Source organism: Angustibacter aerolatus (genome assembly GCF_054776675.1).
In genome coordinates, this window is record NZ_BAAHBM010000014.1 from 1 (window position 1) to 24872 (window position 24872).

The window sequence follows — 24872 nt, forward strand, 5'->3', positions numbered from 1 at the left end:
GCCGAGCGGCCGCGGCACGGTCGAGCACCGCCGGCAGCCGGGTCGTCGTGCGGGCCCCGGCAGCGGTCGCCGCCCGCTGCAGCCGGGTCAGCCCGGCCCGGGTCGCCGCGACGTCCGCGACCCGCACGGCCGACGGGTCGAGCGGCACGTCGAGGGTGGTGGTGACCGTGCGCCAGGCGCCGGAGCGCAGGGTCCCCCAGCCGACGTAGACGGCCTCCGCCCCGCGCACCGCTCCCCCGGCCGGCGCGTCGGCCCGCTGCGGCCGGTCGAACCAGTACGCCGACGAGGCGTCGACGGGGTCGCTCAGCCCGACCACCCGGACGCCGCGCAGCACGCTGCCGGTGTCGTCACCCGTCCCGGCGTCGGCGACGTCCAGCCGGGCACCGACCTCGAGCCCGAGCGCCTGGGCCGTCGAGCGGCTGACCACCGCCTCACCCGCGCCCTGCGTGCAGCGCCCGGCCGTGACGACCAGGTGCTCGCACACGCCGTCGCGGGCGACGACCGGCACCAGCACGTCGGTGCGACCGCGCACCAGCCCGTCGGCCGTCGCACCGCCGACCGGCGCGACCCACGGCCGCCCGGACGTCGCCGGGCGCAGGCGCGCCGCGAGCTCGTCGGGGGCCGGCGGCCGCTCGGCCTGCACGTTCACGGCGACCCCACGGTCGGCCTGCGTGGCGGCGACCAGCACGCGGTGCTGCACCGACTCCTCGGAGGCCCGGGCCAGCGCCGGGCCCGCCGCGGCGGTCGCGGCGACCACGGCCGACAGCAGCGCGACCAGCACCGCCTGCGCGGGGGCGTGACGCGACCTCGCCCCGAGCAGCACGTGCACACCCTGGCCGCGGGACGCCGCCGGCACGAGGGACCACGCCGTTTCGTGACCCAGTCGTGAGGTCCCTGCTACGCGGGCCCGCCCCCGGCCGGGCGCACGTAGCGCAGCTCGAGCGCGCCGGTCTCGTCGTGCCGCTTCAGGTGCTCGGGGTCCTGCGCGAACCCGTGCCTGCGGTAGAACGCCTGTGCCCGGCCGTTGCCGTCGACCACCCAGAGGCTGACGGCCGCGTCGCCCACCGCCGCGTCGAGCGTGCGGGTCAGCAGCTCGTGCGCGACGCCGGTGCCGTGGTGGGCGGCGAGCAGGTTGATGGCGTACAGCTCGTGCGCCGGCTCGGGCAGGTCGGTGTCGCGCGTCCGGCCGGCCGTCGCGAAGCCGATCACCGCGCCGTCCGCGAGGGCGACGTGCACCGCCACGTGCGGCGCGGGGTGCTCGAGCCGCTCGCGCCACCGGGCGACGGACCGCGCGTCGTCCAGGCCGGCCAGGAAGTCGGCCGGCATCAGCCCGGCGTACGTCTCGCGCCACGCCTGGTTGTGCACCGGCCCCAGCTCCTCGGCGTCGTCCGGCACGGCCGGCCGCACCTCGTAGCGCGTCACGGCTGCTGGTCGAGCGCCGCCTCGAGGCGGTCGAGCTTGCCCTGCATCTCGCCGGTGCGGCCGGGGCGGATGTCGGCCTTCAGCACCAACGACACCCGGTTGCCGTGCCGGCCGACGGCCTCCGTGGCCCGCTTCACGACGTCCATCACCTCGTCCCACTCCCCCTCGAGCGTGGTGAACATCGAGTCGGTGCGGTTCGGCAGGCCGGACTCGCGCACGATGCGGACGGCGTCGGCGACGGCCTCGCTCACCCCGCCGTCGGGGTCGGAGCCGGAGGGGGCGACGGAGAAGGCGACGATCATGCGCCCGACCCTAGACGCGTTCCCCCCGAGCCGGTTCGCGAGTACGGTCCGCGGGCATGGACATGCTGCCGTCCGCGCAGATCACCGAGGCCCGGCTGACCGACTGGCGCAAGCTCGCCCAGGCGCTGCACGCCCGCTACCTGGTCGACGACCTCGCCGCGCTCGCCCGCTTCGTCACCGCGCTGAGCGGGCTGGACGACGCGCTCGGCGACCACCTGCGCCTCACCACCGGGCGGCGTCACGTCGACCTGCGGCTGGTGAGCGCCGACGCCGTGTACCGCGAGGACGACGGCACCGAGCACGTCGTCGAGTGGGTGACGCAGCTCGACGTCGACCTCGCCCGGCGGATCACGCAGGTGGCTGCCGACCAGGGACTGGCTGCCGACCCGGCCGCGGTCAGCGTCGTGGAGCTCGGCCTCGACACGTCGCGGTCGGCGACCGTCGCCCCGGTGTGGGCCGCGCTGCTGACCGGCGACCCCGCAGCACAGGGCCACGGGTCGCCGAGCGACGAGGTGCGCGACCCCACCGGCCGGGTGCCGAACCTGTGGTTCGGCGACGCGACCGACGCCATGCAGCGGTTCCACGTCGAGGTGTACGTGGCGCCCGAGGTCGCCGAGCAGCGCGTCGCCGCCGCCCTCGCCGCCGGGGGCACCGTCGTCGACGACAGCGAGGCGCCAGCGCTCGTCGTGCTCGCCGACCAGGACGGCAACCGCGGGGTGCTCTGCGTCGCGCAGCCGCCGGCGACGTCGGGGTCAGCGGGTTAGACGTCGTCCCAGCGGAACACCCGGGTGGCGATCGCGGTCAGCACCACCGCGAAGCCGAGCAGGACCAGGCACTCGGTCCAGATCGCGCTGAACCCCTGACCGCGCGCCAGCACGTCGAGCATCGCGTCGTTCATGTGCCGCAGCGGGAACACCTGGCTGACGCCGCGCAGCCAGGCCGGCGCGGCCGAGATGTCGAAGAACGTGCCGGACAGGAACGCCATCGGCAGCACGATGAAGTTGGCCATCGCGCTGGCCGCCTCCTCCGTCTTGGCGATCGAGCCGACCAGCAGGCCGATCGACAGGAACGACAGGGTGCCGCAGATCAGCACCGGCAGCGCCAGCCACCAGCTGTCGGCGAGCTGCAGGCCGAACGGCGGCGTCAGCGCGACCCCGACGTAGATGGCCGCCTGCACCAGCGCGACCACCAGCGAGACCCCGACCCGTGCGACGACGACGGTCCACACCGGCGCGGGTGAGAGCCGCACCCGGCGCAGCAGCTGCTTCTTGCGCCAGCTGACGATCGTCAACGCAGCACCGAAGGCAGCAGACGTCGCGACGCCCCACGACAGGATGCCGCCGGTGGTGAACTGGATCGGTTGCAGCGACTGGTCTTCGACCTGGTGCGTGTCGAGGCGCAACCGTGGCGCAGCACCCGACGCTGCGACGTTGCCGCGGTCGACCACCGAGCTCAGCACGCCGTTGATCGTGGCCGCCTTGACCTGGTCGCTGGCGGCGTAGCGCACCACCAGCACGTCACCCTGCTGCTGCAGCACGGCCGCGAGCTCACCCTTGCGCACCGCGGCGACGCCCTCGTCCAGGGTCGCGAAGCGCTTCGGCGTCAGCACCTGCGACGGCAGGTTGTCGATCAGCTGCCCGCCGCCGACCACGCCGACCGTCGTCTTCGCCGCACCGGGGTTCGCGAAGATCAGCCCGAACACGACCAGGAACATCAGCGGGAAGAAGAACGTGAAGAACAGCGCGGTTCGGTCGCGGAAGAACGAGCGCAGCATGGCCCGGGCCAGCGTCACCAGCTGCGCGCCGGACGACGGGTGGTAGACCGTGCGCTCGGCGGCGGGCGGTGCGCTCTGCGTCGTCGTCATGCGCGGTACTCCCGGCCGGTCAGGTGGAGGAAGACGTCCTCGAGGGTCGCGGTGCGCACGCTCACGCCGTCGAGCCGGTCGCGCTCGGCGAGCGCCTGCACCAGCCGGGCCGGCTCCTGCGTGCTCATCACCAGCTCGCCGTCGCCGTCCTGCACACGGCCGACGCCGGGCAGCGCTCGGGCGTCGGACGCCGACAGCAGCCCGGCGGGCAGCGCCACCCGGGTGTCGGCCTGCAGCCCGCGCACCAGCGCCGCCGGGGTGTCGAGCGCGAGCACGGTGCCGGCGTCCATGATCGCGACCCGGTCGCAGAGGATCTCGGCCTCGTCGAGGTAGTGCGTGGTGTAGACGACGGTGGTGCCGCGGGCCTGCACCTCGCGCAGCACGTCCCACAGGTTGCGCCGGGCCTGCGGGTCGAGCGCCGCGGTCGGCTCGTCGAAGAACACCAGCTCGGGGTCGTGCACCAGCGAGCAGGCGATCGAGAGCCGCTGCCGCTGCCCGCCGCTGAGCCGGTCCTCGCGGGTCGACGCCTTGTCGCTCAGGCCGACCAGCTCGAGCATCTCGTCGACGCGGCGGGCCGGCACGCCGTACAGCGCACCGAACGTCTGCAGCTGCTCGCGGGCGCTGAGCTTCTCGAAGAACGCACTGGCCTGCAGCTGCACGCCCATCCGCGGCAGCAGCCTCGGGTTGCGCGGCCACGGGCTCTCGCCCAGCAGCCGCACGCTGCCGCTGTCGGGTTCGCGCAGCCCCTCGACCATCTCCAGCGTGGTGGTCTTGCCCGCGCCGTTCGGGCCGAGGATGCCGAAGAACTCGCCCCGCTCGACGGTGAACGACACCCCCGCGACCGCCTGCAGGTCGCCGTACCGCTTGTGCAGGTCGTCGACCTCGATCGCCGGACCGCTCATCCCCACCCCCGTGGCTCGTGACGCGGCGTCACCCTAGCCCGCGGCGCCGACACCCCACCAGCACCTCGCCGACCCCCGCCGAGATGCGACTAGTGGTTGGTTCTGCGGCGACGCAGCCAACCACTGCTCGCATCTCGGCGTGACCTCGGGCTCAGGTGGTGACGGCGGCGACGAGCTCGTCGGCCGCGGCGTACGGGTCGGTGCCGCCGTCGACGACCCGTCCGGCGAGGGCCTCGAGGGCCGAGCCCCGCTCGCCCGCGCGCAGGTCGCCGATCCGCTCGCGCAGGGCGGTGACGGCGATCGCCTCGACCTCGTCGGCGGCGCGGCGCACCCGACGGGCCCGCAGCCGGCCGTCCTCGCCGAGCCACTCCCGGTGCTTGTCGAGCGCGGCGAGCAGGTCGTCGAGGCCCTCGCCGCGGGAGGCGACGGTGCGCTCGACGCTCGGGCGCCAGTCACCAGGAGCCCGGCCGCCGTCGAGCGAGAGCATGGTCCGCAGGTCGCGCACCGTGGCGTCGGCGCCGTCGCGGTCGGCCTTGTTCACCACGAAGACGTCGCCGACCTCGAGGATGCCGGCCTTCGCGGCCTGGATGCCGTCGCCCATCCCCGGCGCGAGCAGCACCACCGTGGTGTCGGCCATCGCGGCCACCTCGACCTCGCTCTGCCCGACGCCGACGGTCTCGACCAGCACGACGTCGCAGCCCGCGGCGTCGAGCACCCGCAGCGCCTGCGGGGCGGCCCACGACAGGCCGCCGAGGTGCCCGCGGGTCGCCATCGAGCGGATGTAGACGCCCGGGTCGAGCGCGTGATCCTGCATGCGGATGCGGTCGCCGAGCAGCGCACCGCCGCTGAACGGCGACGACGGGTCGACGGCGAGCACCCCGACCCGCTGGCCGCGGGCGCGGAACGCCGTCACCAGCGCCGAGGTGGTCGTCGACTTGCCGACGCCGGGGCTGCCGGTGAGCCCGATGACGTGCGCGCGGCCGCCGTGCGGTGCGAGCGCCGCCATCACCTCGCGCAGCGCGGGGTGCGCGTCCTCGACGAGCGACACCAGGCGGGCCACCGCGCGCGGGCGACCCTCCCGGGCCTGCGCGACGAGGGCCGGGACGTCGACGGTGCGGGCCACCGCGGGGCTACGGCTTCGGCACGCGGACGACGAGCGCGTCGCCCTGGCCGCCGCCGCCGCACAGCGCCGCCACCCCGACGCCACCGCCGCGGCGACGCAGCTCGAGCGCGAGGTGCAGCGTGATGCGGGCGCCCGACATGCCGATCGGGTGGCCGAGCGCGATGGCGCCGCCGTTGACGTTCACGATCTCGGGGTCGATGCCGAGCGCCTTCGTCGACGCGAGGCCGACCGCGGCGAACGCCTCGTTGATCTCGACGAGGTCGAGGTCGCCGGGCTCGAGGCCCTCCTTGGCGAGCGCCGCCCGGATCGCGTTGGCGGGCTGCTGCTGCAGCGTGGAGTCGGGGCCGGCCACCACGCCGTGGGCGCCGATCTCGGCCAGCCACTCCAGGCCCAGCTCCTCGGCCTTCGCCCGGCTCATCACGACGACCGCGGCCGCGCCGTCCGAGATCTGCGACGCGGACCCGGCGGTGATGGTGCCGTCGGGCCGGAACGCCGGCCGCAGCCGGGCGAGCGACTCGACGGTCGTGTCGGCGCGCACGCCCTCGTCGTCCCGGAACGGCACGGGGTCGCCCTTGCGCTGCGGGACGTCGACGGCGACGACCTCCTCGTCGAACAGCCCGTCCTTCCAGGCGCGCGCGGCGAGCTGGTGGCTGCGCGCGCTGAACGCGTCCTGCTCGACGCGGCTGAACTCCTGGTCTGCGGTGTTCGCCGCCTCGGTCAGGTTGCCCATGGCCTGGTCGGTGAACACGTCCCACAGCCCGTCGTGCGCCATGTGGTCGTGCAGCGTCGCGTCGCCGTACTTCACGCCGGTGCGCGACGTCGGCAGCAGGTGCGGCGCCTGGCTCATCGACTCCTGACCGCCGGCGACGACGACCTCGAACTCGCCGGCGCGGATCAGCTGGTCGGCCAGCGCGATCGCGTCGACCCCGGACAGGCACACCTTGTTGATCGTGAGGGACGGCACCGTCAGCGGGATGCCCGCCTTCGCGGCGGCCTGCCGCGCGGGGATCTGCCCCGCCCCGGCGGTGAGCACCTGGCCCATGATCACGTACTCGACGGCCTCGGGCGCGACCCCAGCCTTCTGCAGCGCCCCGCGGATCGCGACGCCGCCGAGGTCGGCGCCGCTGAGGTCCTTCAGCGACCCGAGCAGCCGGCCCATCGGCGTCCGCGCGCCGGCGACGATCACGGACGTGCGGGCGGGGTCGGGCTGCGCTGGCACAGGGGCCTCCGGGGCTGGCGGGACGCGCACGACCTCGGTGTCGCGCGCCCGTCCAGGATACCGGCCGGCGGCGGCGCCTACCCTCGCGCCATGGACGCCGAGCTCTTCACCGCGATCGACCACGTGGGGGTCGCCGTGCCCGACCTGGACGCCGCGATCACCTTCTACCGCGACACCCTCGGCATGACGGTGGTGCACGAGGAGGTCAACGAGGAGCAGGGCGTGCGCGAGGCGATGCTGGCCGCCGGCGACGGCGACACCCACGTGCAGCTGCTCGCCCCGCTCGACGACACCTCGACCATCGCGCGGTTCCTCGACCGCAGCGGCCCGGGCCTGCAGCAGGTCGCCTACCGGGTGCGCGACGTCGAGGCCGTGAGCGAGGTGCTGCGCGGCCGCGGCCTGCGGCTGCTCTACGACGCACCCCGCCGCGGTACCGCCGGCTCCCGCGTCAACTTCGTGCACCCGAAGGACGCCGGGGGCGTGCTCGTCGAGCTGGTCGAACCCGCTCGCTGACCGCGGGCGGCCCCGCCGGCGGTCGGGCGGGCCGTCGCGCGGGGCTGTGCGCCACGTGAAGTGGGCTGGCGCTCCGTTCCCGTGGCGTGCACGCCACAGGAACGGTTCCGCAGCCTCGGGCAGTGCCCGCACACGTCGCTGCCAGATCTCGCTGGGCCAGGCCGTCCCGCAGCACGGGCAGAAACGGCGACACGCGGCTCGCACGGCGTGCTGCACGGCCTACTGCCCGCGCGTCGGGACGACGAACCCGCCGATCGCGTCGGGCCGGCGCCGCGCCGGGTCGGCGGCCGGGCGTTCAGGTGACGTCGCCACGTGCCGATGTCATCCGGGTGCCGACTGCCGCTGCCGCGGTGGCGCTGCTGACCGACGGCGTCTCCGACCTCGTCGCGCTCCTGTCCAGGGGGCGCGCGCGGCTGCACGGTGCCCGGACGACGGCGGACGCCGGTCCGCACCCCCTGCTGCACGACCCGCTCACCGGCCTGCCGAACCGGGAGTCGCTGCTGCGTCTGCTGTCCGAGCAGCTGGCGGCACCCGGACGGGTCGTGGTGCTGCTGTGCGGCGTCACCGGTCTCGACGAGGTCGTGGTGGTCGACGGGCACGAGGCGGGCGACGAGGTCGTGCGCCGGGTCGCCGACGGCCTGCGCCCCGCGGTGACGGGCGCCGCGGCGCTCGGCCGGTTGTCGGGTGACGTGCTGGCCGTGGTCGAGGTGCTGGCCGACGGCGACCCGCACGAGCACCTGCAGCGCCGCTTCGCCGACCTCGGCACCCGGCTGGCGAACGTGGGCGGCCTGCCCGCCCGCGTGCGCGTGGCGATGGGCGCCGTGGTGGCGGGCGACGACGCGTGCCCCGAGGACCTGCTGCGCGACGGGACCGCGGCCCTGCACCGCGCGGCGGGCGGCGGCGGCCCCGAGGTGTTCGACGACGCGCTGCGGCACCGCCTGCGCACCCGCGCCGCCACCGAGGAGGCGCTGCGGCACGCGGTCGCCCGCGACGAGATCGAGGTGCACTACCAGCCGCTGGTCGACGCCCGCACCCGCGAGGTCACCAGCTACGAGGCCCTGGCCCGCTGGCGCCGCGGCAGCGAGCTGGTGCCGCCGCTCGACTGGATCCCGCTGGCCGAGGAGGCCGGGCTGATCGGCGACATCGGCCTGCGGGTGCTGAGCATCGCCTGCCGCGACCAGGCGGTCCTGGGGGTGCCGGTCGCGGTGAACGTCTCGGCGCACCAGCTGGCCGACGAGCTCTTCCCGGACGACGTGCTGGTGGCCGTGGGCGACTGCTCGCCGGCGATGCTGACCCTCGAGGTCACCGAGAGCGCGCTGATGTCGGACGTCGACCGCGCGGTGCGCAGCCTGACGCTGCTGCGGGCGGCCGGCATCCAGGTCGCGCTCGACGACTTCGGCACCAGCTACAGCTCGCTGGCCGTGCTCTCGACGCTGCCGGTCGACGTCCTGAAGATCGACCGGGCGTTCGTCACCGCCCTGGACGTGCCCGCCGGGCGCGCGGTGCTCGGCGCGATCGTCGCGCTGGCCCGGGCGGTCGGCATGTCGACGGTCGCCGAGGGCGTCGAGACCCGCGCGCAGCTGCGCTCGGTGCAGGCCGCCGGCGTCGACCGGGTGCAGGGCTGGCTGACCGGCCGGCCGGCCCCCGTCGCCGCCCACGGGATGCAGACGCCGGGCGCGGCGCTCGGCTGACCCTGCCCCTAGGGTCGAGCGCATGACCCACCCCGAGGGCCCCGCGCGGCCGGACCGCTCCGTCCGCCACGGTGACGGCGACGCCGGCGACGACGTCGACGTGCCGCTGGCCCGCGTCGACGCCGACCCCGTGCCCGGCGCCCCGGGGGACGTCGAGGCCACCGACCGCGCCCGCGCCCAGGTGGCCGACCAGGCGCCCGGCCCGCGCGACGACGACGCGCCGCCGATGGGCCGGCCGCTGAACCGGCGGTCCCCGTTCTTCGTCGGCTTCATCGGCGCGATCGGCGTGTTCATCGCCTACGGCCTGGTCACCGTCGTCCAGCAGCTGTCGTCGGTGATCACCCTGCTCGTGGTGGCGCTGTTCCTGGCGCTCGGGCTCGACCCGGTGGTGCGGGCGGTCGAGCGGCGGGTGCACCGCCGCGGCCGGGCCGTGGGGCTGGTGCTGCTGGGGGTCGTGCTGCTGTTCGTCGGGGTGATCGCCCTCGTGGTGCCGCCGGTCGTCACCGAGGCCACCGCGCTGGCCACGAACGCACCCGACTACGTGCAGAACCTGCTGAAGAGCAGGGTGTTCCGCGACCTCGACGCCCAGTACGGCATCGTGACGAAGGTGCAGGACGAGCTGCAGAAGCGGGCCACCTCGCAGTCGCTCTGGACGTCGGTGTTCGGCGGTGTCTTCGGTGCCTCGAAGGCCGTGGTGTCGGGCCTGTTCAGCGCCTTCACCGTGCTCGTCCTGACGCTCTACATGCTGGCGTCGCTGCCCGCCGTCAAGCGCTCGGTGCTGCGCATGGCCCCGCGCTCGCGGCGCGACCGCATGGAGTACCTCGGCGACGAGGCCAGCCGGCGCGTGGGCGGGTACTTCCTCGGGCAGCTCGGCGTCGCCACGATCAACGGCGTCTGCAGCTTCGTGATGATGGAGATCGTCGGCGTCCCCTACCCGGCGGTGCTGGCGGTCTGCGTCGGGGTGCTGGGCCTGCTGCCCATGGTCGGCGCGACGATCGGCGCCGTGCTGGTGGTGCTGGTCGCGCTGTTCCAGTCGGGCACCACGGCGCTGATCGTGGCGATCTACTACGTCGCCTACCAGCAGGTCGAGAACTACGTGGTGGCCCCGCGGGTGATGAGCCGCACGGTCGCGGTGCCCGGCGCCATCACCGTGGTGGCCGCGCTCGCCGGCGGCACGCTGCTCGGGGTGCTCGGCGCGCTGTTGGCGATCCCCGTCGCCGCCAGCCTGCTGCTGCTCTACGAGGAGGTCCTCGTGCCGCGGCAGGAGCAGCACTGACCGCTGGACGTCGGCCCTAGAGTCGGCGCATGCGCATCCTGCACGCGGCCCTCCCGCACGACTGGGAGCGCGCCGCCGCCGACGGCAGCTACGACGTCTCGACCCGCGGCACGTCGATCGTCGAGGCCGACTTCGTGCACGCCTCCACCGCCGAGCAGCTCCCCGGTGTGCTGCAACGGTTCTACGCCGACGTGCCGGCGGTCGACGTGCTGGTGCTGGACGTCGACCGGCTCGAGCACGAGGGCGCGTCGGTGCTGTGGGAGACGCCGCACGACGTGACCGACGGGCCGTACCCGCACGTCTACGGCGTGGTGCCGGTGCAGGCGGTCGTCGAGGTGGTGCGTGTCGAGCACGAGCCGGGCGAGCCGTGGACGCTGCCCGACGTCGAGGCGCTGCGACCCCAGGCCACCTAGCGGCGGCTGCGGGCCGCCCAGCAGTGCCGGTGCCAGTGCCGGCGGACGTCGACGGCGCCGGCCGCGCTCCACGGGCCGTCGGCGGGCCAGGCCACCACGTGGGCGGTGCCGGCCGGCACGACGCCCTCGCATCCCGGGCAGCGGTACTCGCGCCCGGGCGCGCCGGCCACCTCGCGCACGAACCACTCGCCGTCGGCCAGTCGCTCGCGGCGCTCGGGCACCCGCCCCTGACCACCGAGGGGACGGGGCGCCTCGTCGCGGCGGCGGTTGGCGCGGGGCACGGCCCGATCCTCCCCCAGCGCCGGGCCGGCCGCCGCCCGGCCCCTAGCGGAACCCCCGGCCGGTGCCGCGTCCGAGCCGGCCGGCGGTGACGAGCTGCTCGAGCAGCGGCGACGGCGCGAGGCCGGGCTCGCGCTGCTCGGCCAGCAGGCGGCGCTGCACGTCGAGCGCGACGTCGAGCCCCACGTCGTCCAGCACGGCGAACGGTCCGGCCGGGTAGCCGCAGCCGGCGGTCATCGCGGTGTCGACGTCGTCCGCCGACGCGTACCCGGTGTCGACCGTGCGCACGGCGTCGTTCAGGTACGGGAACAGCAGCGCGTCGACGACGCCGCCCGCGCGGTCGGGGCAGCGCACCGGGTAGGCGCCGACGCGCTGCACCAACCCGGCCACGGCGTCCGCGGCACCCGCCGACGACGTCACCGTCGACACCACCTCGACCACCCGGCCGGCCGGGGTCGGGGCGACGAAGCGCGCGCCCACCACGTCGGACGGGCGCTCGGTGGCGGCAGCGCACTCGATCACCGGCACCGTCCGGGCGGTGGTCGCCAGCACGGCGCCGGGCCGGCACACGGCGTCGAGCCGGGCGAACACCGCACGGGCGGTCTCGACGTCGTCGGCACCGGCCTCGAGCACCAGGTCGACCTCCGCGAGCGCCGCCAGGTCGTCGCCGGCGGGGCGCACCACGTCGACGTCGGCGCCCTGCAGCGCCTGCGCCACCGCGTCGGCCGCCGGACCGTCGCCCACCACGCCGACGGTGCGGACGTCGGCCCCCACCTGCTGCGGCGCGGCCGGGGTCAGCGCGTCGGGCACGGTGCGGCCCGATCCGGGGCCGTCCTAGGTCCAGAAGCCGCGGCCGGTCTTGCGTCCGAGCAGCCCGGCCGCCACGAGCTGGCGAAACACGGGGCCGGGCGCGTGCAGCCGGTCGCGGCTCTGCGCGTGCATCGTCTCGAGGATCTGCAGGGCGGTGTCGAGCCCGATCAGGTCGAGCAGCGCGAGCGGGCCCATCGGCAGACCGAGGCCGAGCCGGGCCGCGACGTCGAGGTCCTCGCGCGTCACCTGGCGCTGCTCGAACACCGCCACCGCGCGGTTCAGGTAGCCGAACAGCAGCGCGTTCGCGACGAAGCCGGCGCGGTCGCCCACCACCACCGGCCGCTTGCCGAGCCGCAGCGCGAGGTCGGTCGCGGCGGCGACCGCCGCGTCGTCCGACACGACGGTGCGCACCACCTCGACCAGCCGCTGCACGGGAGCGGGGTTGAAGAAGTGCAGGCCCACGACCCGGCCGGGGTGCGCGGTGGCGGCGGCGATCTCGGTGACCGACAGGCTGCTGGTGTTGGTGGCCAGCACCGCGTCGGCGCCCACGACGTCGTCGAGGCGCCCGAGCACCGAGCGCTTCAGGTCGAGCCGCTCGGGCACCGCCTCGACCACCAGGTCGCACCCCGCCAGCTCGTCGAGGCCGACCGCCAGGCGCACCCGGGCGAGCAGCGCCGTCCGGTCGTCGTCGGTGAGCCGGCCACGGCGCACGGCGCGGTCGAGGGAGCGCTCCAGGTGGCCGCGACCGGCTGCGACGCCCCGCTCGTCGGCGTCGACGCCCACGACGGTCAGCCCGGCGCGGGCCGCCACCTCGACGATCCCGGCCCCCATCGTGCCGAGCCCCACCACGCCGACCGTGCAGATCTCGCGCGCCATCGCGCAGCCTCCAGAGGTCCGACCCGTCGCCGACCCGCGCATCCTGGCAGACGTCGGACGGCCGGTAGGGTCGCGGTCGTGCGTCTGGTCATCGCTGCGTGCACGGCCGACTACGTCGGCCGGCTCACCGCCCACCTGCCCCTGGCGAACCGGCTGCTGCTGGTGAAGGCCGACGGCAGCGTGCTGGTGCACTCCGACGGCGGCTCGTACAAGCCGCTGAACTGGATGAGCCCGCCGTGCACGCTCACGGTGGGCGAGCCCGACGACGTCGACGTCGCCGAGGGCGTGCGCGAGGTCTGGACGGTGCAGCACGCCAAGAGCGACGACAGGCTGGTGGTGCGCATCCACGAGGTGCTGCACGACTCCGCGCACGAGCTCGGCGTCGACCCCGGTCTGGTGAAGGACGGCGTCGAGGCGCACCTGCAGCGGCTGCTCGCCGAGCAGATCGAGACGCTCGGCGACGGGTACCAGCTGGTGCGCCGCGAGTACATGACCGCGATCGGCCCGGTCGACATCCTCTGCCGCGACGGCGGCGGCGGCTCGGTCGCCGTCGAGATCAAGCGCCGCGGGGAGATCGACGGCGTCGAGCAGCTCACGCGCTACCTCGAGCTGATGAACCGCGACCCGCTGCTCGCCCCGGTCACCGGCGTGTTCGCCGCGCAGGAGATCAAGCCGCAGGCGCGCACGCTGGCCACCGACCGCGGCATCCGCTGCGTGACCCTCGACTACGACGCGCTCAAGGGCGTGGACGACGTCGAGGCGCGGCTGTTCTAGCGGCCTGCGACCTGCGTCACGCCGCCGGCCGGGAACAGGGTGCGGTGCACGCGGTTGCACCAGGCATGACCAACACCCCGACGAAGATCGTCTACACCGCCCGCGCCACGGCCACCGGCGGTCGCACCGGCCACGCCACCAGCGAGGACGGCGTGCTCGACCTCGACCTCACCTCGCCGAAGGAGATGGGCGGCCCGGGCACCGGCACCAACCCCGAGCAGCTCTTCGCGGCCGGGTACTCCGCCTGCTTCCAGGGCGCGCTGGGCCTCGTGGCGAAGTCGAAGGGTCTCGACGCGTCGGGCTCGCTGGTCACCGCCGCCGTGGGCTTCGGTCCCGAGGGCGACAGCTACGCGATCACCGTCGACCTCGAGGTGGCCATCCCGGGCCTCGAGCTCGCCCAGGTGCAGGAGCTCGCCGAGGGCGCGCACCAGGTCTGCCCGTACAGCAAGGCCACCCGCGGCAACGTGCCCGTGACCGTGCGGGCCGTCGAGGCCTGACCGGCCGGCACGCCGCACCGCCGGTAGCGTCGCCGTCGTGGACCTCCTCGTCGGCTCGTACACCACCGGCACCACCTCGCCCGGCGCCGTCCGAGCGCACCTCGACCTCGCGTCGGGTGCGCTGACGGCGTCGGGCGCGGTCGCGTTCGACGACCCCTCCTGGGTGACGCTGCACGACGGCAGCGTCTACGCCGTCGGCGAGCACGCGGGCGGCACGGTGTCGTCCGCCCGGCTCGACGGCTCGGACGTCGTGACGCTCGAGGGCGCCGGCGACGACCCCTGCCACCTGCTGGTGCACGACGGGCACGTGGTGGTCGCCGGGTACTCCTCGGGCACCGTCGCGGTCTTCGCCCTCGGCGCCGACGGCGCGCTGACCGAGCGCACGCACCTGCTGCAGCACAGCGGTTCCGGGCCGGACGCCGACCGGCAGGACGCCCCGCACGTGCACCAGGTGCAGGCCTCCCCCGACGGCCGGCACCTGCTGGTGAGCGACCTCGGCACCGACACCGTCACCACGTACCGGCTGGTGGAGGGTCGGCTGAAGTTCGTGTCGGTCGCCGCCGCGCCGCCGGGCTCCGGGCCGCGCCACCTGAGCTTCCACCCGGGCGGTCGGGCCGCCCTGCTGACGCTCGAGCTCGGCGGCGCCGTCGCGCCCTGCCTCTACGAGCCGGGATCAGGGGCCCTGACCGTCGGCGGTCCCGTCCCCACCGGCGTCGGGGGCGCGCCGTCCGAGGTCGCCTTCTCCGCCGACGGTCACCACGCCTACGTCGGGGTCCGCGGACCGGACGTCGTCGCGCACCTCGGCCTCGCGGTCGCCGGCTCCGCCCTTCGCGTCGTCGGCCACCACCCCGCGGGCGGCGCCGTCCCCCGCCACCTCGCCCTCACCCCCGACGGCCGGTGGCTGCTCGCCGCCAACCAGGACTCGGGCACCGTGACCTCGCTCCCCGTCGGCCCCGACGGCGTCCCCGGTGACGTCGCGGCGTCGCTCGACGTGCCGTCGGCGTCCTGCGTGGCCTTCGTCGGCTAGCGCCCACGGGCGTGACGGCCCGGCGCTGCGACCGCCTGGCCGACGACATCGTGGCGACCACCGCCGTCAGGGCGAACGCCGTTGCCACGATGTTCGTGTCCGGGCGAACGCAGACCCCCGTGCTCGACGACCACGAGTGCCTGTGCGACCTGCTGCCTCGGCCAGTCAGGGGGCGCGCGAGCCGCGGGCCTGCTCCTGCTCGACCACGGCCGCGACGTCCGAGAGCCGGTCGAGCCCGCGCACGGCCTGCGTCATCCGGTGGTTCTTGGCGAAGCGGTCGCGGTGCCGGTCGATGAAGGTCCAGTAGCCGGCGGTGAAGGGACAGGCGTCCTCGCCGAGCCGCTTGCGCGGGTCGTAGCGGCAGCCGCGGCAGTAGTCCGACATCTTGTTGATGTAGGCGCCACCCGCGGCGTAGGGCTTGGTGGCCATCAGGCCGCCGTCGGCGTGCTGCGACATGCCCACGACGTTCGGCACCATCACCCAGTCGTAGCCGTCGACGAAGCTGCGGTGGAACCAGTCGGTGACCGCCAGCGGGTCCCAGCCGCGCTGCATCGCGTAGTTGCCGAGCACCATCAGTCGCGGGATGTGGTGCGTCCAGCCGTGCTCGCGCACGTCGCCGACGACGTCCGACAGGCAGGCGGCGCCGATCTCCGCGTCGTCGAGCTCGGTGAACCACTTCGGCAGCTTCCCCTTGTGCTGCAACGCGTTCCGGTGCCGGTACTCCTCGCCGGTGTACCAGTACAGGTGCCAGACGTAGTCGCGCCAGCCGATGACCTGCCGCACGAACCCCTCGGCCGACGCCAGCGGCACGTCGCCCGACCGGTGCCCCTCCTCGGCGCGCTGCACCACCTCGAGCGGGTCGAGCAGCCCCAGGTTCATCGGCGCCGACAGCAGCGAGTGCGCCATCCAGTCGTCGCCCTGCAGCATCGCGTCCTCGTGCGGGCCGAACACCGGCAGCCGCTCGGTCACGAACCGCTCCAGCGCCTGCACCGCCTCGGCTCGCGTCGCGGCGAACCGGCGCGGCCCGTCGTCACCGACGAACTGCACGTCGCCGTCGCGCTCCCACCGGTCGAGGTCCTCGCGCACCTGCGCGTCGATCTCGTCCTCCTCCGGCCACCACGGGTCGGTGACGTCGAGCCGGGTCACGCCCTTCGGCGGCGGCTCGCGGTTGTCGTGGTCGAGGTTCCACTTCCCGCCCACCGGGTCGGTGCCCTCGACCAGCACGCCGTGCGCCACCCGCGCCCGCCGGTAGAAGTCCTCCAGCAGCATCCGCTTGCCGCCCAGCCCGTCGGCCCACCGCCGGAAGTCCGGCATCGCGGTGGCGAACCCGCGCGCCGGCAGCACCTCGACGTCCGGCAGGTCGTTCACCAGCCGCAGCGCGCCGTACGACGTCGGGTGGCACACCGTCAGCGGCTCACCGAGCTGCTCGACCGCCTCGCGGTAGGTGTCGGCCCGCACGTACGCGCACTGCCCCCCCAGCTCGGCCGCCCGGTGCCGCATCGCCGACAGCACCAGGTGCGCCTTCGCCCGGTGGAACCGCCGCCGCGCGAACACCCGCCGCGACTCCACCAGCAGCACCGGCTGGTCGGGCGCGTCGAGGAAGTGCGGCCCCAGCTGGTCGCCGAACAGCCAGCGTCGGGTCAGGCCCTGGTCGGTCACCGGCTCAGTCTCGGCGGTCGCCCGCACCGGAGCCATCGGAGCGGACCCGGCTGGCGCGGTCGGCTCAGGCGGTCGGGCCGAGCTGCACGTGGGTGCCCACCCGTTCGTAGCCCAGCCGCTGGTACATGGGCACCAGGTGCGCCTCGCAGGTCAGCCAGGTCAGCGGGTGGCGGGCGAGGCCGAGCCGCGTGAGGTGCGCGCTGATCGCCGTGCCGACGCCGCGGCCCCGCTCGCCCGGCAGCACGGTCACCGCCGAGACGTACGACGACTGCCCGACGTCCCACAGCCGCGCGCAGCCGACCGCCCGGTCGTCGTCGCGGGCCACCACGAAGCGGTTGCCCGGGGCGGTGAACGCCTGCTGCACCAACGGCCGCAGCGGTTCGCCGTACACGGCGACGAACTCGTCGACGTCGCGTGCACCGGCCAGCTGCAGACCCTCGGGCGCCGGGTCGGACGGCGCGTGCTCGGTCGCGAGCACCTGCAGCTCGAGCTCGGGACGCAGCGCACCCTCGGTCGCCGCCAGCACGGCGTCGAGGTGCTCGCCGCGCACCACGACGCGGTACCCGGCGCGACCCGTGCGGCGGCACCAGCCGAGCGCCTGGCCCAGCTGCCCGGCGTCCGGCGGCTCGGCCGCGGCCGTGTACGCCGCGACGGTCGCCCACGGCTGGTCGACCGGCAGCGTGCTGCACAGCGCACCACCGACCCGCTCCCACCGGGCGCCGCCCACCGCACCGCGGGCTGCGTCGGCGCGACCGATCCAGCGCGCGAGGCGATCCTGCGGCAGCGGGGGCAGGTCCGGCCACGACACCAGCCGCCAGCCGGACGCCGGCTCGTGGGTCAGCTCGACGACGGCGGCGTTCGCCACCGCTCGGCTGCGGGTCGCCGGGCCGGCTCCGGCGAGCAGCGGCAGCGCGAGCTCCATCGCCCCGCCGTGGCTGACCACGACGACCGTCTCACCAGGGTGCGTCACCACGACGTGCTCGAGCGCGGCGGACACCCGCCGCACCACCTCGGACGCCGACTCCGCACCGCCCGCGCCGACCTCGAGCTGCCCGTCGCGCCAGCGCACGTAGACGTCGTCCAGCTCGGCCCAGGCCTCGTCCGACTCGGCGCCCTCCAGCGTGCCGAGGCCGAACTCGCGCACGCCGTCGAGCGTCGCCACGTCGGCCACCCCGACCGCGTCGGCGACCAGCCGGGCGGTCTGCTGGGCGCGCAGCAGCGGGCTCGCCCACACCGCCGTCACGCCGCGGTCGGCGAGCGCAGCGCCGGTGCGGGCCGCCTGCTCGCGCCCGAGGTCGGTCAGCGGCGTGCCGGGTGCGGCCGACGAGAGCCGGTTCGAGACGTTGCCCTCGCTCTGGCCGTGCCGCACCACCAGCACCGTCGTCGCCGCCACCGGCTCACCCTGCCACAGCGTCGGCCCCTAGGGCGCGGTCGCGATCACGCTGGTGGCGACCCGCTCGAACCCGATGCCGGCGTAGATCCGTGCGACGTCGTCGTCCTGGGCCGAGAGCATCACGACCGCGTCGCCCTCGGCGAGCGCCAGCTCGGCCAGCGCCGACGTGACGCCGGCGGCCAGGCCGCGACGGCGGGCCGCCGGCAGCGTGCCGACCCCGACCACCTCGGCGACCCCTTCTGCCCGCTGCAGGCCGCCAGCGGCCAGGACGCCGGGCAGGCCGGCGATCTCGGCGACCTCCACGTCCTCGATCCAGGCGACGGCGCGGACGGCGGCCCCGGAGCGGAGGCGGTCGCGCAGCCCCTGCTCCCGCTCGGGGTCGAGCGCCAGCACCGCCTCGTCGCGCGCGTCCACCCCCGAGTCACCGACCGCCGTGCCGATGCCGGCGCCGAACGCCAGGTGCGGCACCACCTCGGCGGCGGGCACGTCGGCGTCGTCCGGGTCGAGCACCCGGGTGCCGACGCCGTCGGGCACCGGACGCGGGTCGCCGCGCAGCACCATGAGCGGGCACAGCTCGAGCTCGAGCCTCAGGGAGCGCGCCGCCACGGTCAGCGACGGGCACAGGTCGTCGACCCACTCCAGCTGGCGCGGCTGGTCGAGCTCTCGCTGACGTGCCAGCACCCGCTCGACGTCGGCCACCGCGACCTCGGGCGGCACGCCGTCCGTGCTCGCGGGCCGGGCGTAATAGGGCCAGGGCGCGTCGGTGCGCACGAACAGCCGCATCGTGCCGTGCTCCTCGACCCGCGTGCCGGTGCGCGGCACCGCGTCGAGGAACCGCTCGATCCGCGTCAGCTCCTCGTGCACCGTGCTCACCCCAGCTGCTCGTCGACGTAGCACCAGCGCCAGTGCTCGTGCGGCTCGAAGGATCGCATCACCGGGTGCTCCGTGGCGTGGAAGTGCTTGCCCGCGTGCTTGTTCTGCGACGAGTCGCAGCACCCGACGTGCCCGCAGGTCAGGCACAGCCGCAGGTGCACCCACTCGTCGCCGTCGCGCAGGCACTCCTCGCAGCCGTCCGGCGTCAGCGGCCGCACCAGCGTCGGCGCCTCGAGCAGGTGCTCGCACCCCTGCTGCGAGCGGGCGGGGGCCAGCTCGGCGGCCTTGCGTTCGCCGCGCAGCGCGGTGCGGTCGAGCAGCGACTCCTCGACGTCGAGGTTGGCCGTGACCGCGCGCAGCACCTCGTCGTCGTAGCGGCCGGCGTCGCGGGCCGAGATGACGGCCTCCCGCTCGGCCTCCAGCATCCGCAGGCGAAGCCGCAGGTAGGCGGCGGTCGGCGGCTCGTACTCGTCGTGCGAGCGACCCAGCCGCTCCCACGCCCGGTCGGCCCGCTTCTTCGACTGCTTTCGCAGCTGCTCGACGATGCGGTCGGGGTCGTCGTCGGTCGCCTCGTCGGTGAGCCGCTTCTGACCGGCGGCGGCGACCTCCTGCAGCAGCGCGGCCTCGGCGAGCGCGTCCTCGGCGGGGTCGGGGCCGGGCAGCCCGACCCACTTCGCGACGAGCGGCAGGGTCGCGCCCTGCAGGCCCAGCGTGCCGATCACGACGGCGAACGCGACGAGCAGCAGGGTGCCGCGGTGCGGCGTCTCCTGCGGCAGCGCGAAGGCGGCGGCCAGCGTCACCACACCCCGCATGCCCGCCCAGCCCACCAGCAGCGACGAGCGCCACGTCCAGTCGTCGCTGATGAGCCGCGACATGCTGCGCCGGATCAGATAGGTGACCGCGACGTAGACCACGCGAGAGAGCAGCACGACGACGAGCACGGCCACGCAGACCCAGATCAGCCGGCCGGTGCTGAGGTCGCGCCGGGCCTCGCGGACGACGTACGTCAGCTGCAGGCCGATGAGCAGGAACACCGCGTTCTCGAGCACGAACTGCACGGTGCGCCAGTTGCTCGACTCGGCGAGCCGCGCCGCCCCCGACTGCAGGCGGTGCGAGTTGTGGCTCTGCAGCAGCCCGCACACCACCACCGCGAGCACGCCGGAGCCGTGCACGAGCGGCGCCTCGGCGATCAGGTACGCCGCGAACGGCGACACGAACGAGAGCGTGGTGTCGATCGCCGTGTCGCTCACCCGGCGGCGCACCCGCGAGATGACCAGGGCCGCCAGCGCACCGGCCAGCACCCCGCCGATCGCGGCACGGGCGAAGTCCTCGCCGACCTCCCAGCCGCTGATCTCGGCGGTGATGATCGCCGCCCCGGCGGTGTTCAGCAGCACCAGCGCGGTGGCGTCGTTCACCAGGCTCTCGCCCTCGAGGATCGACACGATGCGGCGCGGCATACCCACCCGGCGGGCCACGGCGGTCGCGGCGACGGCGTCCGGCGGGGCGACGACGGCACCCAGCGCGAACCCGGCGGCGAAGGAGAACGGCGACGGCACGACCAGCACCGCGACGAACCCGACGACCAGCGCGGTGAACGTCGTCGCGCCCACCGACAGGATCAGGATGGCCGACCGGTTGGCGCTGAAGTCGACCAGCGAGGTGCGGATCGCCGTCGCGTAGAGCAGCGGCGGCAGCAGGCCGACGAGCACCACCTCCGGCTCGAGGCGCACCTCGGGCACGAACGGCAGCGCGGCGCCGATCACACCGACGACGACCAGGACGAGCGGGGCGGAGACGTTGAAGCGGTTCGCGAGTCCGGCGAAGACCACGACGGTCAGGACGACGGCCACCAGGCCGAGGGCGACGTGCACACCCCATCCTCCCCCAGGTCGGCCGCGGGTGCCGACCCCGACCCGGCTCAGTCGTAGGGGTAGAAGCCCCGGCCGCTCTTGCGCCCGATGTCGCCGGCCGTGACCATCCGGTTCAGCGTCTCCGGCGGCGCGAACTTCTCGTCCTGCGTCTCGGTGTAGATGTTGCGACTGGCGTTGCGCAGGATGTCGACGCCGGTCAGGTCGGCGGTCTGCAGCGGCCCCATGGGATGCCCGAAGCCGAGCCGGCAGGCGGTGTCGATGTCCTCGGCGGTCGCCACGCCCGACTCCAGCAGCTTGACGGCCTCCACGACCAGCGCCGAGATCAGCCGCGTGGTCACGAAGCCGGCCACGTCGCGGTTGACCACGACGACCGTCTTGCCGACCGACTCGGCGAACGCGCGGGCAGTGGCCAGCGTCTCGTCGCTGGTCTTGTAGCCGCGCACCAGCTCGCAGAGCTGCATCATCGGCACCGGCGAGAAGAAGTGCGTGCCGACCACCGACTCGGGCCGTGCGGTGGCAGCGGCGATCTGGGTGATCGGGATGGCCGAGGTGTTCGTGGCCAGCACGGCACCGGGCCGGGCCAGCCGGTCGAGCTCGGTGAACACGCCGGTCTTCACCTCGAGGCTCTCGAACACCGCCTCCACGACGACGTCCGCCTCGGCCACGACGTCGAGGTCGGTGGTCGTGGTGATCCGGGCCAGCGCGGCGTCGGCGTCGTCCCGGCTGATCCGGTCCTTGGCGACGAACCGGTTCAGCGACTGCTCGACGCCGGCGCGACCGCGGGCCAGCGCCTCGTCGGTGACGTCGCGCAGCACGACGTCGTGCCCCGCCACCGCGCTCACCTGCGCGATGCCCGAGCCCATCAGCCCGGCACCGACCACCACGACCCGCTGCGTCTGCGTCATGTCGCCAGATGCTAGGACGTCCACGCGTCCGCGCGTCACCGGGTCGCGCGGCACCGCACCCTGGGCGCAGACTGGCGCCGTGGCCTCCTGGGGCAGCTACTCGTACCTGTACGGCCCGCTCATCGCGTTCGTCGCGGTCGGCGTGCTGGTGCTGCTGCTGCGCTGGACCTACCGCCGCGGGCGCTCCGTCGTCGAGCGCCCGGCCCGGCGCGGCGGCCAGGGCGAGTACGGCCTGCTGGTGCCGGTGGCCGAGCCCGCGACGTTCGCCGAGGCCGAGCTGATCCGGTCGCGGCTGGCCGCCAGCGGCGTCCGCGCCACGCTGGCGCCGACCACCGACGGCCCCCGTGTGATGGTGTTCGGCGACGACGCCCGGGTGGCCCGCGCGCTGCTCCGCCAGCAGCGCGGCTAGAGCAGGCCCTCGACCAGCTCGGGCACCGGCTCGCGGACGACGTCGGCGCCCAGGCCGCGGAGGTCCGCGTCGAGGTGCGGGTAGCCGCGGTCGACGTGCCCGACCCCCTCGACGGTCGTCACGCCGTCGGCGACCAGCCCGGCCAGCACCAGCGCCGCGGCGGCGCGGATGTCGCTGCCCACCACGGGCGCCGCCGACAGCCGCTCGCGACCGCGCACCAGCGCGTGGTGACCGTCGACGCGCACGTCGGCGCCGAGCCGGGCCACCTCGGTCGCGGTGTGGAAGCGGGCCTCGAAGAGGTTCTCGGTCACCATCGCCGACCCCTTCGCGACCGCGTCGTAGACCAGTGCGAACGGCTGCAGGTCGGTCGGGAAGCCCGGGTAGGGCAGCGTCACCACGTCGAACGCGGTCGGCTGCTCGGTGCCGCGCACCCGCAGCGCGCCGGGCAGCGGCTCGACGTCGAGGCCCGCGCCGGCCAGCTTGTCGAGCACGAACGTCAGGTGCCGGTGGTCGGCGCCCTCGATCGTGACGTCGCCGCGCGTCATCGCGGCGGCGAACGCCCAGGTGCCGGTGGCGATGCGGTCTGGGACGACGGTGTGCTCGACCGGGTGCAGCTGCTCGACGCCGGTGACGACGAGCGTCGAGGTGCCGGCACCCTCGATCTCGGCACCCATCTCGACCAGCATGGTGGCGAGGTCGACGATCTCCGGCTCGCGCGCCGCGTTGTCGATGACCGTGGTGCCGCGGGCCAGCACCGAGGCCATCAGCACGTTCTCGGTGGCGCCGACCGAGGGGAACTCCAGCTGCACCGGCGCACCGACGAGGCCGTCCGGCGCCTCGGCCACGAGGTAGCCGTGGTCGACGTGCACGGTGGCGCCCAGGGTGCGCAGCCCGGCGGCGTGCAGGTCGAGCCCTCGCGACCCGATCGCGTCGCCGCCCGGCACCGCGACGTCCGCGATGCCCAGCCGGGCGGTGAGCGGTCCGAGCACGCTGATCGACGCGCGCATCGCCCGGACCAGCTCGTAGTCCGCGCGGTGGCCCGGACGCTCCGGCACGTCGATGCGCACCGTGCCGCCCTCGACGTCGTGCACGACGTCGCACCCGAGCCGGCGCAGCAGCTCGGCCATGATCGACACGTCGAGGATGGCGGGCACCGACGACAACGTGGTGGCTCCCGGGGCCAGCAGCGCCGCCGCCATGAGCTTCAGGGCGCTGTTCTTCGCCCCGACCACCCGCACCGTGCCGACCAGCGGCCCTCCACCGACGACCCGGAAGCGCTCCACGCCGCCACGGTACTGTCGCGCCCATGGTCGTGCTCTCCCGCATCTACACCCGCACCGGCGACGACGGCACGACCGCGCTGGGCGACTTCAGCCGCACCTCGAAGACCGACCCGCGGCTGGTCGCCTACGCCGACGTCGACGAGACCGGTGCCGCGATCGGCGTCGCCATCACCTGCGGCGGGCTCGAGGAGTCGGTGGTCACCCTGCTGACGCGGGTGCAGAACGACCTCTTCGACGTCGGCGCCGACCTGTGCACGCCGCTCGCCGCGAACCCCGAGCACCCGCCGCTGCGAGTGCAGGCAGCATGGGTCGACGAGCTGGAGGCGGCCTGCGACGCGTTCGGCGCCGACCTGCCGACGCTGCGCTCGTTCGTGCTGGCCGGCGGCACCCCCGGGTCGGCGTACCTGCACGTGGCGCGCACCGTGGCCCGGCGCGCCGAGCGGTCGACCTGGGCGGCCCTGGCGGCGTACGGCGACGGCGAGGACGGCGGCGTGAACCCGCTCACCGCCCGGTACCTGAACCGGCTGTCGGACCTGCTGTTCGTGCTGGGGCGGTACGCGAACCACGGCCGTGGCGGCGACGTGCTGTGGCAGCCCGGCGGCGGGCGCGAGGCCCGGCCCGAGGCCCAGCCCGAGGCGTGAGACCTCGGGTCAGGCGACGCTGACGTTCTGACCGGGCGGCGCGGCCTCGAGCCACGACGCGAAGCCGGTGGAGGACTGGTCGCTCATGGCGAGCTCGATGACCCGGGCGTCGTCACGACATCGCAGGATCACCGATCCGGGCATCACCGCGAAGGCCTCGGGCCCGGACGGCAGCCGCCGCTGCTGCACCATGAGCGTCGGGCGCTGCAGCACCCGACGGGGGCGCGGCGACACGTCGAACACGCGGTACCAGGCGATGCGGTCCTGCTCGTAGCGGGCGACGCCGAGCTGCCAGCCCTTGCCGAGCTGGCTCTCGGTGGTGGTGCGCAGCGAGCAGTCGAACGTGCCGGGCGCGTGCCGCAACCACCGACGGCGCGAGGCCACGAAGGCCATCGCCAGGACGAGCAGCAGCGCGAGCGCGCCGACGACCTCCAGCGGGACGAGGAGGTCGTGCACGGCTCGGCTCAGTTCTCGCTGCCGGCGCCGACCCGAGCCGTCTCGGCGACGATGGTGACCCGGTCGTGGTCGACGGAGAGGAACCCGCCGTCGATCGTCGCGACGACGTCGGCGCCCTCGCCGCTGATGCGGATCTCGCCCTCGACGAGCACCCCGAGCAGCGGGGCGTGCCCGGGCAGGATGCCGATCTCGCCGTCGGTGGTGCGGGCCACGACGCGCGAGGCGTCACCGTCCCACACCCGGCGGTCGGCGGCCACGAGCTCCACGGCTAGCGCCACGGCGGTTCCCTTCGTCGACGGCGTGTCCGTTCGATCCTACCCGGTGCACGGAGTGCGGAGGACCGCCTCTGACACCGGCGTCGGACCCGCCGCAGCGCCTGTCGCACCGGCCCCGG

Annotated in this window: 25 protein-coding genes and 2 pseudogenes; 10 read left to right on the forward strand and 17 right to left on the reverse strand. The window is 75.0% G+C overall.

Annotated elements, in window-relative coordinates; translation table 11 throughout:
• The 3 genes and pseudogenes from ACYVI6_RS05430 to ACYVI6_RS05440 form a co-directional block, all read right to left on the reverse strand.
• Positions 1-823, reverse strand: a pseudogene (locus tag ACYVI6_RS05430) (hypothetical protein); the annotation flags it as partial.
• Positions 824-897: 74 nt separating this feature from the next.
• Positions 898-1422, reverse strand: coding sequence for a GNAT family N-acetyltransferase (locus ACYVI6_RS05435; protein WP_460445395.1), 525 nt, complete (start codon positions 1420-1422; stop codon positions 898-900).
• On the reverse strand, positions 1419-1724 hold the full coding sequence (locus tag ACYVI6_RS05440; protein ID WP_460445396.1) for a thiamine-binding protein: 306 nt from the start codon (positions 1722-1724) through the stop codon (positions 1419-1421). Before ACYVI6_RS05440 ends, ACYVI6_RS05435 begins: the two co-directional genes overlap by 4 nt.
• Before the next feature lie 56 nt (positions 1725-1780).
• Between ACYVI6_RS05440 and ACYVI6_RS05445 the strand changes: the two genes are divergently transcribed.
• Positions 1781-2488: a VOC family protein gene (locus ACYVI6_RS05445; protein WP_460445397.1), complete on the forward strand. Its 708-nt coding sequence runs from the start codon at positions 1781-1783 to the stop codon at positions 2486-2488.
• Here the strand turns inward: ACYVI6_RS05445 and ACYVI6_RS05450 are convergent.
• The 4 genes from ACYVI6_RS05450 to ACYVI6_RS05465 all read right to left on the reverse strand — a co-directional run bounded on the left by ACYVI6_RS05450 (position 2485) and on the right by ACYVI6_RS05465 (position 6832).
• Positions 2485-3588 (reverse strand): ABC transporter permease, encoded by a 1104-nt coding sequence (locus ACYVI6_RS05450; protein ID WP_460445398.1) that lies wholly within the window; start codon positions 3586-3588, stop codon positions 2485-2487. The two genes, ACYVI6_RS05445 and ACYVI6_RS05450, sit on opposite strands and share 4 nt — an antisense overlap.
• Entirely contained in the window at positions 3585-4490 is a 906-nt protein-coding gene (locus ACYVI6_RS05455; protein WP_460445399.1) for an ABC transporter ATP-binding protein, read from the reverse strand. The genes ACYVI6_RS05450 and ACYVI6_RS05455 overlap by 4 nt, the downstream gene beginning before the upstream one ends.
• A gap of 151 nt (positions 4491-4641) precedes the next feature.
• Positions 4642-5613, reverse strand: coding sequence for an ArgK/MeaB family GTPase (gene meaB, locus ACYVI6_RS05460; protein ID WP_460445400.1), 972 nt, complete (start codon positions 5611-5613; stop codon positions 4642-4644).
• 7 nt (positions 5614-5620) lie between these two features.
• A complete protein-coding gene (locus ACYVI6_RS05465; protein WP_460445401.1) occupies positions 5621-6832 on the reverse strand; it encodes an acetyl-CoA C-acetyltransferase in 1212 nt (403 codons plus the stop codon).
• Positions 6833-6922: 90 nt separating this feature from the next.
• Between ACYVI6_RS05465 and mce the strand changes: the two genes are divergently transcribed.
• From mce to ACYVI6_RS05485, 4 genes are all read left to right on the forward strand, one after another.
• Positions 6923-7345 (forward strand): methylmalonyl-CoA epimerase, encoded by a 423-nt coding sequence (gene mce, locus ACYVI6_RS05470; protein WP_460445402.1) that lies wholly within the window; start codon positions 6923-6925, stop codon positions 7343-7345.
• Positions 7346-7695: 350 nt separating this feature from the next.
• A complete protein-coding gene (locus ACYVI6_RS05475) occupies positions 7696-9036 on the forward strand; it encodes a putative bifunctional diguanylate cyclase/phosphodiesterase (protein WP_460445403.1) in 1341 nt (446 codons plus the stop codon).
• 22 nt (positions 9037-9058) lie between these two features.
• Positions 9059-10312 (forward strand): AI-2E family transporter, encoded by a 1254-nt coding sequence (locus ACYVI6_RS05480; RefSeq protein ID WP_460445404.1) that lies wholly within the window; start codon positions 9059-9061, stop codon positions 10310-10312.
• 29 nt (positions 10313-10341) lie between these two features.
• Complete coding sequence (locus ACYVI6_RS05485; protein ID WP_460445405.1) at positions 10342-10725, forward strand: DUF952 domain-containing protein; 384 nt, start codon at positions 10342-10344, stop codon at positions 10723-10725.
• Here ACYVI6_RS05485 and ACYVI6_RS05490 read toward each other — a convergent pair.
• A complete protein-coding gene (locus tag ACYVI6_RS05490) occupies positions 10722-11006 on the reverse strand; it encodes a hypothetical protein (protein ID WP_284290266.1) in 285 nt (94 codons plus the stop codon). The two genes, ACYVI6_RS05485 and ACYVI6_RS05490, sit on opposite strands and share 4 nt — an antisense overlap.
• Before the next feature lie 43 nt (positions 11007-11049).
• Positions 11050-12690, reverse strand: a pseudogene (locus ACYVI6_RS05495) (3-hydroxyacyl-CoA dehydrogenase family protein).
• A gap of 78 nt (positions 12691-12768) precedes the next feature.
• On the opposite strand from ACYVI6_RS05495, the gene nucS reads away from it, so the two are divergent.
• The 3 genes from nucS (at position 12769) to ACYVI6_RS05510 (ending at position 14988) form a co-directional block, all read left to right on the forward strand.
• Positions 12769-13464 (forward strand): endonuclease NucS, encoded by a 696-nt coding sequence (gene nucS / locus ACYVI6_RS05500; RefSeq protein ID WP_460445406.1) that lies wholly within the window; start codon positions 12769-12771, stop codon positions 13462-13464.
• A gap of 65 nt (positions 13465-13529) precedes the next feature.
• Positions 13530-13961 carry an organic hydroperoxide resistance protein gene (locus ACYVI6_RS05505; protein WP_460445407.1) on the forward strand — a complete coding sequence of 144 codons (432 nt, stop codon included), beginning with the start codon at positions 13530-13532 and terminating at the stop codon, positions 13959-13961.
• A 37-nt stretch (positions 13962-13998) separates the two neighbouring features.
• A complete protein-coding gene (locus ACYVI6_RS05510; protein ID WP_460445408.1) occupies positions 13999-14988 on the forward strand; it encodes a lactonase family protein in 990 nt (329 codons plus the stop codon).
• Between the two features lie 165 nt (positions 14989-15153).
• Here the strand turns inward: ACYVI6_RS05510 and ACYVI6_RS05515 are convergent, their stop codons facing one another.
• From ACYVI6_RS05515 to ACYVI6_RS05535, 5 genes are read right to left on the reverse strand one after another with little or no spacing between them, the layout of a single operon-like run.
• Positions 15154-16683, reverse strand: coding sequence for a cryptochrome/photolyase family protein (locus ACYVI6_RS05515; RefSeq protein ID WP_460445409.1), 1530 nt, complete (start codon positions 16681-16683; stop codon positions 15154-15156).
• Positions 16684-16711: 28 nt separating this feature from the next.
• Complete coding sequence (locus ACYVI6_RS05520; protein WP_460445410.1) at positions 16712-18040, reverse strand: GNAT family N-acetyltransferase; 1329 nt, start codon at positions 18038-18040, stop codon at positions 16712-16714.
• Between the two features lie 27 nt (positions 18041-18067).
• Positions 18068-18913, reverse strand: a complete 846-nt coding sequence (locus ACYVI6_RS05525; protein WP_460445411.1) for a GNAT family N-acetyltransferase — start codon at positions 18911-18913, stop codon at positions 18068-18070.
• Positions 18910-20784: a cation:proton antiporter domain-containing protein gene (locus tag ACYVI6_RS05530; RefSeq protein WP_460445412.1), complete on the reverse strand. Its 1875-nt coding sequence runs from the start codon at positions 20782-20784 to the stop codon at positions 18910-18912. The genes ACYVI6_RS05525 and ACYVI6_RS05530 overlap by 4 nt, the downstream gene beginning before the upstream one ends.
• 47 nt (positions 20785-20831) lie before the next feature.
• Complete coding sequence (locus ACYVI6_RS05535) at positions 20832-21689, reverse strand: 3-hydroxyacyl-CoA dehydrogenase family protein (RefSeq protein ID WP_460445413.1); 858 nt, start codon at positions 21687-21689, stop codon at positions 20832-20834.
• Positions 21690-21768: 79 nt separating this feature from the next.
• On the opposite strand from ACYVI6_RS05535, the gene ACYVI6_RS05540 reads away from it, so the two are divergent.
• Positions 21769-22098 carry a hypothetical protein gene (locus ACYVI6_RS05540; protein ID WP_460445414.1) on the forward strand — a complete coding sequence of 110 codons (330 nt, stop codon included), beginning with the start codon at positions 21769-21771 and terminating at the stop codon, positions 22096-22098.
• Here the strand turns inward: ACYVI6_RS05540 and murA are convergent.
• The gene (gene murA, locus ACYVI6_RS05545) at positions 22095-23381 is read right to left on the reverse strand and encodes a UDP-N-acetylglucosamine 1-carboxyvinyltransferase (protein WP_460445415.1); all 1287 of its coding nucleotides are present in this window, start codon (positions 23379-23381) and stop codon (positions 22095-22097) included. The genes ACYVI6_RS05540 and murA overlap by 4 nt on opposite strands.
• A gap of 23 nt (positions 23382-23404) precedes the next feature.
• Here murA and ACYVI6_RS05550 point away from each other — a divergent pair, with 23 nt between their 5' ends.
• Positions 23405-24022 carry a cob(I)yrinic acid a,c-diamide adenosyltransferase gene (locus ACYVI6_RS05550; protein WP_460445416.1) on the forward strand — a complete coding sequence of 206 codons (618 nt, stop codon included), beginning with the start codon at positions 23405-23407 and terminating at the stop codon, positions 24020-24022.
• 9 nt (positions 24023-24031) lie between these two features.
• Here ACYVI6_RS05550 and ACYVI6_RS05555 read toward each other — a convergent pair whose 3' ends face one another.
• A complete protein-coding gene (locus tag ACYVI6_RS05555) occupies positions 24032-24478 on the reverse strand; it encodes a DUF2550 domain-containing protein (protein ID WP_460445417.1) in 447 nt (148 codons plus the stop codon).
• Positions 24479-24486: 8 nt separating this feature from the next.
• Positions 24487-24756, reverse strand: a complete 270-nt coding sequence (locus tag ACYVI6_RS05560; RefSeq protein ID WP_460445418.1) for a F0F1 ATP synthase subunit epsilon — start codon at positions 24754-24756, stop codon at positions 24487-24489.
• Between the last annotated feature and the right edge of the window lie 116 nt (positions 24757-24872).